The sequence below is a fragment of the Gallibacterium anatis DSM 16844 = F 149 genome (genome assembly GCF_000379785.1).
Lineage (GTDB): Bacteria > Pseudomonadota > Gammaproteobacteria > Enterobacterales > Pasteurellaceae > Gallibacterium > Gallibacterium anatis.
Map to the genome: position 1 here is coordinate 82,340 of NZ_KB903668.1, position 13,926 is coordinate 96,265.

The following is a 13,926-nucleotide window of genomic DNA, read 5'->3' on the forward strand; positions in this document are numbered from 1 at the left end:
CTTTTAAGCGTTAAGGAAATTTTGATGAAAAATGCAATATTACGACCTTTTACTTCCCTGACTGGTCAAATATATCTCTTTTTTATATTAATTTTCTGCATTGCATTTACCATCGCTGTTATTTTACCTTCTTTTGATTCCCGAAATTACTCCTTAATCGAATCAAGAGAATTAAATGATTACAATAGTATCGTTTTTTCTATAATGGAAAAGATGAGTTCTACAGATGTATTAAACATAAAAAATACGGATAACTTCTTAGAAAAAAAATATAATTTGAATTTTGCTTTTATTAACAGTGACGATGTTATTTTTAGTAAAAATTATGAAGACTTGGTGAATTTAAGAGATTTTATCTACCACTCAAACAGCCCCTTAATTCCACAAAAAAAGCAATTTGATGATTCTCAAATCATAGGTCCGTTCCAAATTAAATTAAACAATAATGCCAATGACTTGGATAAATTAGATACTTACCGTATTTATTTTATCAAGCCGATCAAACCACTTTCTCCTATTATCCAAGCATTTTTTGACAAGCCGGCTTTAATGCTGATTATTATTGTTATTTTAACCGCACCGTTATTATTAATCCTCTCTTATCGAATTACTAAACCTATTATTGAATTACGTAGAGCAGTAAATAATGTTGCTGTCGGTAATTTTTCCATTAATACCGATCTTGAAAAAAATGGTCCTAAAGAGATTCAGGCTGTGGGAAAAAGTTTCAACCAAATGGTAACAGCAATAGATAATCTCTTAAACTCGCAAAAAAGAATGTTGTCCGATATTTCTCACGAATTAAGAACACCGTTAGCACGCTTAAAATTATCAGCCGCAATTCTGCGTCGCAAAAATGGCGAAACACCGGAATTAACCAGAATTGAAACCGAAGCAGAACGGTTAGAACAGATGATTAGTGATATTTTAAATATTTCCCATCAACAGATTAACACCCATCTTGAACACGAAATATTTCCTATTGAGGAAATTTGGGAAGATGTGCTCGAAAATGCCCGTTTTGAAACGGAACAATCAAAACAACAGCTCATTATTAATAATCAAATAAAACATCCTCATCGTTATCGTATTAACGGCAATCCAAACGCACTGGCAGGTGCATTAGAAAACATTATCCGTAATGCCGCAAAATATGGTAACAATACCATTAGAGTTTCATTCTCTATCAACCAAAATGAACTGATTATGATGGTAGAAGATGATGGTAATGGTATCGATGAAAGCGAATATCAAAATATTTTCCAACCGTTTTATCGTATTGACACTGCGCGTACACGTGAAACCGGCGGCATCGGCTTGGGATTAGCCATTGTATTTAATACTGTACAGCAGCACCAAGGCTATATCTCCGCACAAAAAAGTGAACTTGGCGGTTTATCTATCGAAATCCGCTTACCTTTATGGTTTGATTAAAAATCAAGGTATTTTTATCCATTAAATGCTAAAAAAACGATAAAACTCTAAATAAATTAAATTTTTATTCTTTTTATAACCGGCTTATGTTATTGTGCGTGCGAAATATAAGAAGAGATAAAACATTACAACACGGAGAACAATAATGGAAATTTTCCACCAACTAATTAAAGACATTAATGATCCTCTGTGGAATATCGTCACAATTATGTTGTTAGGTGCAGGGCTTTATTTCACATTATCAATGTTTTTTGTCCAAATTCGCCTACTGCCGCAAAGTATCCGCGAAATGCTTGGCGCTCGCAATGTCGATAGAAAACACGCCATCAGCCCGTTTCAAGCCTTTGTTACCGGTTTGGCAAGTCGAGTCGGGGTAGGTAACATTGCCGGCGTATCATTAGCCATCACCTATGGCGGTCCCGGTGCGGTATTTTGGATGTGGGTAACGGCGCTGCTTGGAATGAGCAGTGCATTTGCCGAGTCCTCTTTAGCGCAATTATTCAAGGTCAAAGATCTCGCCGGTCATTTTCGTGGCGGTCCGGCCTACTATATTACCGCCGGCTTAAAACAGCGTTGGTTCGGCTGGCTCTTTGCGATCTGTTTGATCGTGACTTATGGTTTTGTATTTAACGCCGTACAATCAAACACGATTGCGGAAGCTGGCAACGGAGCTTGGGGATGGACACCGGAAGCCACCGGCGTTGCATTAGTCATTCTCACTGCACCAATGATCTTTGGTGGCATCCGTAGAATTTCTAAAATCGCAGAAGTTTTAGTGCCATTGATGGCATTACTCTACATTGCAATGGCTGTTTTTATTTTGTGCAAAAACGTTTCGTTATTGCCAACCACTATTCATCTCATTATTTCTTCCGCATTCAATTTTGATGCTGCCGCCAGCGGTTTTTTCGGTGCAATATTTTCTCAAGCGATGATGTATGGTATCAAACGCGGACTCTACTCCAACGAAGCCGGTATGGGGTCTGCACCTAATGCGGCGGCAACTGCAGATGTCGATCATCCCGTCAGCCAAGGCCTGATCCAAATGTTGGGGGTTTTTGTTGATACTATCGTTATCTGTACCGCAACTGCCGTCATTGTGTTACTTTCCGGCGAATCTATCTCCTCCGGCATTACCGGCGCGCAATTAACTCAACTTGCTATTGAGCATCAGGTCGGTGCTTGGGGGAAAGATTTCCTTGCTTTAATTTTATTTATGTTTGCCTTCTCAACCATTATCGGGAATTACGCCTATGCCGAAGGAAACATTAAATTTATTAAAAACAACCCGACAATGATTATGCTATTTAGAATGTTGGTCCTCGTGATGGTTTATTTTGGTGCTGTACAAAAAATGCAATTAGTGTGGGATATGGCTGATACTTTTATGGGGTTAATGGCAATGATCAACTTAATTGCCATTTTATTGCTTTCTCCAATAGTCTGGTTGCTTTTAAAAGATTACCAACAACAGTTAAAAACGACAAAATCTCCTATATTCAAGGTTGAAAAATATCCTCATTTAGCCTCTCGAGTTAAGGCGAATATTTGGCGTTAACCAATAAAAAATGGCAGGTTCACTTCATTATTGACCTGCCATTTTATACTCAGTTTACAATTAACTATTTATTCCCTTATGCCTTAACAACGCATCCAACTTAGGTTCGCGCCCTCTAAAACGTTTAAACAGTGCCATCGGCTCTTCTGATCCGCCTTGCGTTAAAATATTATCTAAGAATGATTTTCCTGTTTCTGCATTGAAGATGCCCTCTTCTTCAAAACGGGAAAATGCATCTGCCGATAACACCTCTGCCCACAAATAGCTGTAATAACCGGCTGAATAACCGCCTGCAAAAATATGGCTAAAGCTGTGCGGTGTGCGCACCCAATCAGGTGTTTGGAAGACTGCCACATCCTTTTTCACCTCTTTTGCAATCTGTTGTAATTGATCCTTTTTATTCGGATCAAATTCATAGTGCAGACGGAAATCAAATAGACCAAATTCCAACTGGCGCAATACAAACATCGCTGCGTGGAAATTTTTCGCCTTAATCAATTGTGATAATTTCTCTTTCGGTAATGGTGCGTGCGTTTGATAATGGCCGGAAATAAAATTCAACGCCTCTTCTTCCCAACACCAATTTTCCATAAATTGGCTTGGCAATTCGACCGCATCCCAAGGCACGCCGTTAATGCCGGAAACATCACCGGTTTCAATTTTCGTCAACATATGATGAATGCCGTGACCAAATTCGTGGAATAGCGTTGTTACTTCATCATGAGTAAACAATGCTGGTTTACCACCCACCGGACGATTAAAATTGCACACTAAATAGGCCACCGGTTTTTGCAATGAGCCATCCAATTTCCGTTTGCGACTGATGCAATCATCCATCCAAGCACCGCCACGCTTATGTTCTCGCGCGTAAAGATCCAGATAAAAACTTCCTCTGATTTCTCCAGTTTCATCAATCAAATCAAAAAAACGAACATCCGGATGATAAGTATCTACATCAAAACGCTCTACTGCCTTAATCTTAAAAATCCGTGAAACCACCTCAAATAAACCGGATAATACGCGATTTTCGGGGAAATATGGTCTAAGTTCTTCATCATTAATAGCAAAAAGCGCCTGTTTTTGTTTTTCACTGTAGAACGTAATATCCCAAGGCTCTAAATGCTCAATACCAAAATGGTTTTTACAAAATTGCTGCAATTCAGCAAATTCTTTATCGCCTTGTGCTTTAGAACGTTGCGCAAGATCGGTTAAGAAATCCAGCACCTGTTTCGGGCTTTCCGCCATTTTAGTCGCTAAAGATAAATCAGCATAGGTTTCAAAACCTAACAATTTTGCCAATTCATATCGCAACGTCAAAATCTCCTGCATAATCGCAGAATTATCCCATTTGCCTGCATTTGGCCCTTGATCGGATGCTCTTGTGGTAAATGCTCGATACATCTCTTCACGCAATGCTCGATTCTCACAATAAGTCATCACCGGCAAATAACTTGGAAATTCTAGCGTAAAACGATAGCCTTCCACCCCTTTGCTCTCTGCCGATGCTTTTGCAGCCAGCAACGCACTCTCAGGCAAACCGGACAATGCTTCTTCATCAGTAATAACTTTATCCCACCCCATTGTGGCATCCAGTACATTATTGCTAAATTGCGAACTTAATTCCGATAAACGCGCAACAATTTCTGCATAACGTTGCTGCTGTTCAGCCGGCAATGAAATCCCGGATAATTCAAAATCACGCAGACTATTTTCAATTGCCTTCTTCTGATCTTTCGCTAAGGTTTCAAATTCGGCGCTATTTTTTAACTGTAAATAAGCTTGATACAAACCTTGATGTTGCCCAATCCAAGTGCTGTATTCAGAAAGCAACGGTAAACACGCTTGATACGCTTCTCTTAACTCTGTACTATTCTTAACCGCATTTAAATGCGCTACCGGCGACCAAGCTTTACTTAAACGATCATTCACTTCTGATAGTGGAAGATAAAAATCGTGCCAAGTAAATTTGCCCTGTTTTAACACTTTCTCAACCGTATCCCGACACTCTTGAATTAACTTCGTAATCGCTGGCTGAATATGTTGCACTTCTATCTTAGAAAATTGAGGTAACCCTTGAAAATCAAGTAATGGATTTGACATTGTTATTATCCTTTTTCATACAAACGTAATTGTTGTAATTGGGGAAAGTTTGAGGGATTTCAAGGGGAGTTGGAAAAAACAAAACCTCCTAAATCTAACTATCTAGGAGGTTTCACTTATTAATTTACATCGCTATTCACTAAATTCTTCTTTGGTTTTGCTACTTTAAATGCCTCAATTAAATTATAAACTGCTTCCTTTGCCATATTATATCTTGTTTCATAAGTCGCCGATCCTATATGCGGAGTGATTACCACATTATCTAATTTCAATAATTCCGAATCTAAGGGTAAAGGTTCTTGTTCAAACACATCTAAACCTGCCGCTAAAATACGTTTCTCTTTTAATACTTCTATTAACGCATTTTGATCAATTATCTTACCTCGACCCCCATTAATCAAAATTGAAGAAGGCTTCATCAATAATAATTTTTCTTTATTAATCAACCGTTCTGTTTCTTTTGTTAATGGCAAAGTAATACAAACAAAATCAGATAACTGCAATAATTCATCTAGACTACACCATTTAGCCCTATAATGATTATCTACTTCAGGTTTTCTGCTTCGATTTGTATATAGAACTTCCATATCAAACCCTAAATAAGCCCTTTTTGCCACAGCTGCACCAATTTTTCCCATTCCAACAATACCTATTTTTTTATGATGCACATCTGTTCCAAATAGAGATTCATCAATACTCTTTTTCCATTTTCCTTGATATATAAAATTTGATGTTTCCACTACTCGTCTGGCTGTTGATAATAATAATGTAAAAACTAAATCTGCTGTAGTATCCGTTAAAACATCGGGTGTATGCATTAACCTTATACCTTTTGCTGTTAATTGCTTAACATCAAAATTATCATAACCTGCTGAAATGGTAGAAATAACTTTTAAATTATTAGCAATATCTAAAATATCCCCTTTTAGATCAAAACTAGAACCAATTAATCCCTCTGCAGAAGGTAATTGATTAATAAATTCAGAATAATTCTCTTCATTAATTTTATTAAAAAATACTACATCAAAATTATCCTCTAAAAAATTTAGCAGATCAGTAGGAATTTTTTTATATAAAATAACTTTTTTCTTTTTCATAATGTTTAGATCCTATATATCATATTGTGATAACTGCTCTCTATTTGGTAATCCATCATTATCACCAGGAAATTGAATAGCCAAAGCCCCAAAAAAATTTCCTCTTTTAGCAGCTTGCTCTAATGTTTTATTTTCTAATAACGCACTAATCACACCTACAGCAAAAGCATCTCCAGCACCTACAGTATCGACAATATTCTCAACTTTAAGTCCTGGTACAACGCCTTCATTCCCAATTAAATCTCTAAAATAAGCTCCTTTTGAACCTAACTTTATAATAACTTTTTTGGCTCCATTTTTTAGATAAAAATCAGCAATATCTTTACTAGAATCATATCCTGTTAATATCTTTCCCTCATTAATTCCCGGTAAAACAATATCTGCTTTAGACGCTAAATAATTAATCTTTTCTCTCATAAGATTTTCGTTTTTCCAAAGGACAGGACGAAGATTAGGATCAAATGAAATGACTCCAGATTCACTACGAACCCTCTCTATCAAATATTCCGCTACTTCAAAACAACTATCCGATAAAGCTGGGGCAATCCCTGTAATATGCAAAAATTTAGTATTAACTACTTTATCTAAATCTGAAACAGATAAATAACTTGCAGCAGATCCTTTTCTAAAATATTCAACCTCTGGATCACCATTTATATTTTTCAATTTAGATTTTAATTGAAATCCGGTTCTATGATTATTATCCACCTTAACAAAATCACTATTAATACTTTCTTTATTTAAATAATTTAATATTGATCTACCAAAAGAATCATCTCCTATTCTACTCATCCAACTTACATTAAATCCTAATCTAGCTATGCCTGTGGCAACATTCAGTTCTGCTCCAGCAATTCCTTTACTGAAATAACCCACTTTATCCAATGTTTTTTCTTCTTCTGCGATAAACATTATCATTGCTTCACCAAAAGTCACTACATCAAAGCTGTCTTTCATATTTAACCTCTATAATTTTGTGGAATCTCTTTCAATTAATTTTCCTGAATAAGTGATAATATTTCTTTCTACAATAGACTTATTAATCCTATTTATTAATAATTTACAAGCCATATAACCAATATCATAAGTAGGCTGTTCTAATACAGATATTCCGCCTGGGATAATATTACTCCAATTAGGGTTATCAAATGTAATAAATCCAATATCTCTACCCACTTTTATCTCTAACTTATTAAGTATAGATAATAAATTAAATGCGACTTTTCCATTTACAGAAATAATAACTATCTTTTTATCCTTATTTTTAAGAAAAAAACTTAAAATCTCATCTTTTAAAAAAGAAGAATCTTCTGAATTATCTACTTCCAGAACTTGACTTACCACATTAATATCACTTGGAATAGATTCTTTAAATGTTTGTGTTCTAATTGATCTCGCTTGGCTTAAATGCACATTCTCAGTCACAAATAATAGCGCATTAAATTTCTTATTTAGTAGATAATCAATCATTATTTTAGTAGATTTTTTATTATCCAACCCAACAAGATCACATTTATAATTAGATATTTCTCTATCTACAGAAACAACCGGAATACTATAAGAAGAAAGAATGTAATTTTCTATCTGTAGACTTTGAATAATTACTCCCTCAACTTGATAACTAGATAACGATTTTAAAATTTTTGTCTCTCTTTCAAAACTATCATTTGTATTAAACAATAACAACGCATAGTCATTTTCAAAAGCATATTTTTCTGCACCTTGAAATAATTCAATTGAATAAGGATTATTTATATCAGATACAATCAGTGCAATCAGTTTAGTATTTCCCCTTTTTACACCTTGTGCAATTTGGCTAGGAAAATAATTTAATTTTTCAATTGCTTGTTCTATCCTAACTACAGTATCCGGAGCAATTAAATTAAACTTTTTATTTAAAAATCTAGATACTGTAGCTTTACTTACTCTTGCTAATTTTGCTACATCATTTATCGTCGCTTTTTTTTCATATCTCATAACATAATTAACTAATTATAATATCACTTAATAGAATACTCGGAATAAATATAACAACAGCCAATACAACTAAAATAATTGCTATATACGGTAAAACAGCTTTAAATGATCTATCTATAGATAATCCACCAATTACACTAGAAATTAGCAAACACAATCCATAAGGCGGTGTAATCAATCCTATAGATAATGTAATAATAATTACAATACCTAACTGAACAGGATCAACACCGATAGATTGAGCCACAGGATAAATGACAGGAACAAATAATACCATTGCCGGAATAGCATCCATAAATGTTCCAATGAATAGGAAGAATAAAATAATTAATAAGAAAAACACATATTCTCCACTATATAAATTGCTAAAAAATCCAGCAACAATATGGTTGATTCTCATATATCCTAAGAACTCTCCCAATGCAGAGGCTGCTGCCAGTGCAAATAAAGATAAACAACTTAGCTCTAAAGTTTCTATTAATATTTTAGGAATATCTCTATAACTAATTGTTTTATAATAATACGCACTCACTAAATAGGCATAAATCGCTGAAAATGCCGCTGCTTCAGTTGCAGTAAATATACCGAATACAATGCCTAAGATAATAATTAATGGCGTTAATAATGCTGGCAATGATTGCTTAAAAAGTTGCCAAAATAGAGATAATGTTATTGGTTTTTCTTTCGGCAAGTGTTCTTTTATTGCAACATAATAAACAAAAGCCATCATTCCAAGACCAATTAATATTCCTGGTAATAATCCACCAATAAATAACTTACCAACAGAGGTATTAGTTAATCCGGCATAAATAACCATAGTAATACTCGGAGGAATAATACTGCCTATGGTCGAAGATGACGCAGTAACGCCCACAGCCATCTCTTTACTATAGCCTTTATCTATCATATTAGGGATCAATATTTTTCCTATTCCCGCTGTATCCGCTTGAGATGAACCACTTACTCCGGCAAATAGCATAGAAACTAAAACATTTGCGTGTCCCAATCCTCCTGGATATCGTCCCACGATACCTAATGAAAAATTGATTAATTTCTTTGAAATATTTCCTCTATTCATAATAGAAGCGGTTAAGATAAATAAAGGAACAGCTAATAAAACATAAGAATTTAAACCATAAAACATTTTCATTGGAATAACTGTATACGGAACATTGCCAATAAAAACAATGCCAAGTAAAGCAGAAATAGCAATAGAATATGCAATAGGAATTCCAATAAATATAAATAATATGAATAATATAGTAATCGCTAAAAGTGTCATTGTTTCTTCCTTATCAGCAAGCTCATTTTCTCAAAGCTATCTTCTAATAAAAATAGGATAATACTTGAAAAAGTAATTGGTAAAATTAACCAAACATATCCCTGTCTAAAGGCAGGGATAGTGACCCATTTAGAATTCCAAAATGATGAAGTGATTTCAGCTGAATAAATAAGACATACTATTGAAAAACATAATATTATCCCATTCTGAATAAGTGATAATACACATTTATATTTTTCTGACTCTATTTTATTTTTTAAGAAAGAAAAGCTGAAATGTCTTTTTTTCCTAGTCATTACTGCTGCACCCAATAACATTGACCAAATAAAGGCATTGACTGAAAGCTCTTCTGTCCAAATAACGCTGATATGGAAATAGCGACTAATAACTTGTATAAATGTTGTAACTACAAATATTGAAAGAAAACAAGCACTAATCACGAGCTCCAATTTAGCTATGAAATCAATTATCTTACGCATAATTAATCCTTAGCTAATTTTCTAATTTGCTCTATCACATCTACCATATTATGTTCTTTACCCCATTTATCTTGAATTTCCACAGCTTTTAGAACAAATGGTGTAGTATCAAGACTATTAACTTTTGCTCCATCAGCGATAGCTTTTTCTTTATAATTTTTTTCTTCCACATATACTGCATTTCTTTCAGCATCTGTCGCTGCTTTCATTGCATTTTCAAATACTTCCTTATGTTTATCATCTAATTTATCCCACAATCCTGCACGTACTAACAAAAATCTTGTTGTATAATCGTGACCTGTTTCAGAAATATATTTACCATTATTTGTTTTATGATGTTCCATTGGAACTAAATAAGGATAAGCATTTTCAGCACCATCAACGACATTACTGCTTAATGCTTGATATAACTCTGCCCAAGCAACAGATGTAGGAATTGCACCAATGCTAAGCCAATAATCGGAAACCACTCCTGATGTTTGAGTTCTTATTTTAAGTCCTTTTAAATCTTCTGGCTTGAATACTGGTTTCTTGCCATACCAATGACGAACACCGGCAGTCCAATAACTTTTCACATAATATTTTTTACCTGATTTTTCATAAATAATATCTGCGATCTTTTTACCAATATCGCCATCTACCACTTTTTCCCAGTGTTTATAATCGTTAAAAAGATAGAGTAGAGAAAATATATCCACCTCATCAATTCCTAATGAGGTCATAAATCCTGGTGAAACTAAAACAACATCTGCACCACCTAAGATAAGTTTTTCAACCAACTCATTTTCATTTGTACCAATAGTTCCTGCATGCACTTCAATATTAAATAATTGTGATTTTTCCGCATCGTCTTTAAGTTTTAACATTCCTGTCTGGTATGGACTATCAAGGTTTGTTTGATTATGTGCAGCAACAACATTTACCTTTCCTGTATCTGAACCACCTTTATCATCACATCCATTGAGTAACACCAAAGAAGATAACAACAATGCCAAAATTGATTTTTTCATAAGGAACTCCCATTAATATAATGATTAAATTTATACTTAACCTATTATGAAACCGGTTTCATAACAATAAGCAAAGTAAAGAAAGGTGATCACTATCACAAAAAAACTGATACTTTTTATTAACTAATCTATTCCAAATATTCAAAACACCTTTCCAATTTTTATCTAGATACTTTAGAATATTGCTTACATTTCCATCATTACCGATGCTTTTTTATTATGAATACATCAATGAAAGTTGAAGAATTAGAAAATAAAATTAGAGAACGTTACGACAGTTTAAGTAAACGATTAAAACAAGTTGCCAAATATATTTTAGATAATCCAAATAGTGTTGTTTTTGATACTGTTGCCGTCATCGCTGAACGAGCGGATGTTCCTCCTTCTACCTTAATCCGTTTTGCCAATGTATTTGGTTTCAAAGGTTTCAATGAAATGAAACAAATTTTCAAAGAAAGCTTAATGGAGTCAACTGCTGATTACCAAGAACGTGCAGAGTTATTCCATAAAATGGGGGAAAAAAGAAATGAGCAAAGTAGTCCTGAAAATATTCTCGCCGTTTTTTCACACGCCAATGCTACAGCGCTCACGCAATTATCTAATAGCATTGATCCAAAACAACTCAATGAAGCTGTAAAATTACTGGATTCTGCTAATACAATATTCATTATCGGCTTAAGACGTTCATATAGTGTGGCGTGTTATTTAAATTATGCCCTACATCATCTCAATCGCCGCTCCTTTATTATTGATGGTTTAGGCGGAATGTTTGAAGAACAATTAAATGTTATAAAACCGGGAGATGTGGTCGTCGCAATCAGTTTTTCACCTTATGCCAAAGAAACACTTAATATTTTGGACTCTGTAGCTAAAGCTGGAATTAGACAAATCGCGATTACAGACAGTCAGTTAAGCCCTTTAGTCAGTTTTAGTGATATCGCGTTCATTATAAAAGAGGCTCATATCAATGGATTTCGCTCACAATGTTCAACAATGAATCTTGTGCAAAGTTTGGCAATTTCACTTGCTTTTAAACAAAAATCATAATAAAAACGGCTAATTTCCCAACAAAATTAGCCGTTTAACACATATAATGATAACTAATCTTTACCCTTTATACTTTTTCCATAAATGAATCAACCGCTGATATTTTTCACGAACAGACTTCATTAACACATCATCATTAATTTCATTTGCTAACCATTTGGCTGACGCTTCTGCAAAAATAGTTCTTCCAACTGCAAATCCTTTGACGATATCTGCATTAGCGGCTTCTTTAAAAGTTTCATCAAAGACACTTCCCGGCGCATCTAGACCTAAGATCAAGACGCCACGACAATAAGGATCATTGGCTGAAATCACCGCTGTAAGCTGCTGCCAAGTGACTGCTTTTAACCCCGGCAATTTCCACCAATCCGGTTTTATACCTAATTGATACAAATGACGAACAACATCAAGATAATAGCTCTCTTTTTGTTCCATTGTTGATGGTAAAATGATCTCTAACAATAATTCGTGACCTGTACGACAACAAGCCTGATACACCTCAAGCAATTTTTTATCCTGAGCTTGTTTCATTCCTTCATTATCATTTGGATGATAAAAAACCAAACATTTCACAATATGCTCTTTAGGCCAGGATATTAATTGACTACCCAAATCACCGTGCTCCAACGCCAATGGTCGTGAGGCAGGTTGTTCTATCGGACGACCAATCCACCATTTTTTTCCGGTAATTGCATTTAATACATCTTGTCCATATGTAGTATCTGCCAAAATCCCTGCTTGACCATTTGCAATTCCCTCTTCTGCTGCTGTTTGCTCTGCGGCTTTCAACAATAATTTTTTCAGTTCAGGGATTCGATGAAGATCCGCCCCACATTTCTTCGCCATTTCCTCAAGTTGTAAACGATGATCGAAAGCAAAAATACAGACATTATCCCATTGTTGCTTTCTAGTGGTAACACGATGTAAATGATTCAATCTACTATCAAGATCTGGTCTAGGAACACTCTCAGCTCGAGATAAATAATCATCTAATTCAGTTTTTGTTGGCATTGCCGGAGCACAACCATGACGAGATACCACTAAAGCCCCACATGCGTTAGCATAACGGCACGCCTGTTCCCATCCTTCTCCATTAACATAACCGCGCAATAGCCCGGACATAAACGCATCGCCAGCACCCAACACGTTCAAAACAGCAACACGAACACCATAAACATTCAAGCCACCATCCAGATCATTAGGAATATCCCCATCAAAGACAGAACATCCTGATGCTCCTCGCTTACATACTAAAGTCGCCTGACTATATTTACGGACATTCTTCAATGCTGTCAAAGTATCTGTTGATCCCCCTGCAATGTGGAACTCCTCTTCTGTTCCAACCAATACATCAAAATGATGTAATACTTCTTGTAAAGATTTCGTTACCGCTTCAGAATCAATATAACGGGTTTCGCCATCACCTAGAGAAGTCAATCCCCAAAGCACCGGCCGATAATCAATATCTAATAAACGTTTTGTTCCATTTCGTCCTGCATATTCTAAAGCGGTTAAAACCGCTTGGCGTGTTTTAGGATGAGAAAGATGCGTACCTGTAATGGCTAATGCTTTTGCCGAAGCAATATATTTTTCATCAAAATCATCTGATGTGATCGCCATATCTGCACAGTTATCACGATAAAAAATAAGAGGAAATGTCAGACTGCTGACAAACCCATCTTTCCAAAATCATTTGATAAAAGTGGGTTTGTTTTTTTACTTTGTCGCTTTTCTCTTGCTTTTCCTTTCAGATAACGGTGCCAGCGGTCATTTTCGCTGATTGTTTTACCCATGCCTCAAACAAGTAAAATTGACGCCATAAATAAGACAAAATAGCCCATACCACTAGGGCAATTTTCTTGATATTTTGTGCCATTGCCGCAAGGAAGCATTGCATTTGCACTTTGGATAATCCTCTATAACGAGCATAGCGATGTCCGTG

Annotated in this window: 11 protein-coding genes and 1 pseudogene; 3 read left to right on the plus strand and 9 right to left on the minus strand. The window is 35.2% G+C overall.

The window, feature by feature from the left end; translation table 11 throughout:
* Positions 1-24: 24 nt before the first annotated feature.
* Together cpxA and A3EO_RS0100870 are read left to right on the plus strand one after the other, a co-directional pair.
* Positions 25-1,434 carry an envelope stress sensor histidine kinase CpxA gene (gene cpxA / locus A3EO_RS0100865; protein WP_026210923.1) on the plus strand — a complete coding sequence of 470 codons (1,410 nt, stop codon included), beginning with the start codon at positions 25-27 and terminating at the stop codon, positions 1,432-1,434.
* A gap of 145 nt (positions 1,435-1,579) precedes the next feature.
* The gene (locus A3EO_RS0100870) at positions 1,580-2,992 is read left to right on the plus strand and encodes an alanine/glycine:cation symporter family protein (protein ID WP_018345590.1); all 1,413 of its coding nucleotides are present in this window, start codon (positions 1,580-1,582) and stop codon (positions 2,990-2,992) included.
* 60 nt (positions 2,993-3,052) lie between these two features.
* On the opposite strand, the gene prlC is transcribed toward A3EO_RS0100870, so the two are convergent.
* The 7 genes from prlC to A3EO_RS0100905 form a co-directional block, all read right to left on the minus strand.
* Positions 3,053-5,092, minus strand: a complete 2,040-nt coding sequence (gene prlC / locus A3EO_RS0100875) for an oligopeptidase A (RefSeq protein ID WP_018345591.1) — start codon at positions 5,090-5,092, stop codon at positions 3,053-3,055.
* Positions 5,093-5,211: 119 nt separating this feature from the next.
* Positions 5,212-6,189 carry a 2-hydroxyacid dehydrogenase gene (locus tag A3EO_RS0100880; protein WP_018345592.1) on the minus strand — a complete coding sequence of 326 codons (978 nt, stop codon included), beginning with the start codon at positions 6,187-6,189 and terminating at the stop codon, positions 5,212-5,214.
* A gap of 12 nt (positions 6,190-6,201) precedes the next feature.
* Positions 6,202-7,146 carry a sugar kinase gene (locus tag A3EO_RS0100885; RefSeq protein ID WP_018345593.1) on the minus strand — a complete coding sequence of 315 codons (945 nt, stop codon included), beginning with the start codon at positions 7,144-7,146 and terminating at the stop codon, positions 6,202-6,204.
* 9 nt (positions 7,147-7,155) lie between these two features.
* Positions 7,156-8,166, minus strand: coding sequence for a LacI family DNA-binding transcriptional regulator (locus A3EO_RS0100890; protein ID WP_018345594.1), 1,011 nt, complete (start codon positions 8,164-8,166; stop codon positions 7,156-7,158).
* 7 nt (positions 8,167-8,173) lie between these two features.
* Positions 8,174-9,448 (minus strand): TRAP transporter large permease, encoded by a 1,275-nt coding sequence (locus A3EO_RS0100895; RefSeq protein WP_018345595.1) that lies wholly within the window; start codon positions 9,446-9,448, stop codon positions 8,174-8,176.
* Positions 9,445-9,927, minus strand: a complete 483-nt coding sequence (locus A3EO_RS0100900) for a TRAP transporter small permease (RefSeq protein ID WP_018345596.1) — start codon at positions 9,925-9,927, stop codon at positions 9,445-9,447. The genes A3EO_RS0100895 and A3EO_RS0100900 overlap by 4 nt, the downstream gene beginning before the upstream one ends.
* Before the next feature lie 2 nt (positions 9,928-9,929).
* Positions 9,930-10,937 (minus strand): TRAP transporter substrate-binding protein, encoded by a 1,008-nt coding sequence (locus A3EO_RS0100905; protein ID WP_013746475.1) that lies wholly within the window; start codon positions 10,935-10,937, stop codon positions 9,930-9,932.
* 219 nt (positions 10,938-11,156) lie between these two features.
* Between A3EO_RS0100905 and A3EO_RS0100910 the strand changes: the two genes are divergently transcribed.
* Positions 11,157-11,984 (plus strand): MurR/RpiR family transcriptional regulator, encoded by an 828-nt coding sequence (locus tag A3EO_RS0100910; RefSeq protein WP_026210925.1) that lies wholly within the window; start codon positions 11,157-11,159, stop codon positions 11,982-11,984.
* 60 nt (positions 11,985-12,044) lie between these two features.
* Here the strand turns inward: A3EO_RS0100910 and A3EO_RS12500 are convergent.
* A pseudogene (locus A3EO_RS12500) lies at positions 12,045-13,643 on the minus strand (bifunctional 5-dehydro-2-deoxygluconokinase/5-dehydro-2-deoxyphosphogluconate aldolase); the annotation flags it as partial.
* Positions 13,644-13,731: 88 nt separating this feature from the next.
* The coding region (locus tag A3EO_RS0100920; RefSeq protein WP_026210926.1) for a transposase at positions 13,732-13,926 on the minus strand (195 nt) is incomplete at its 5' end.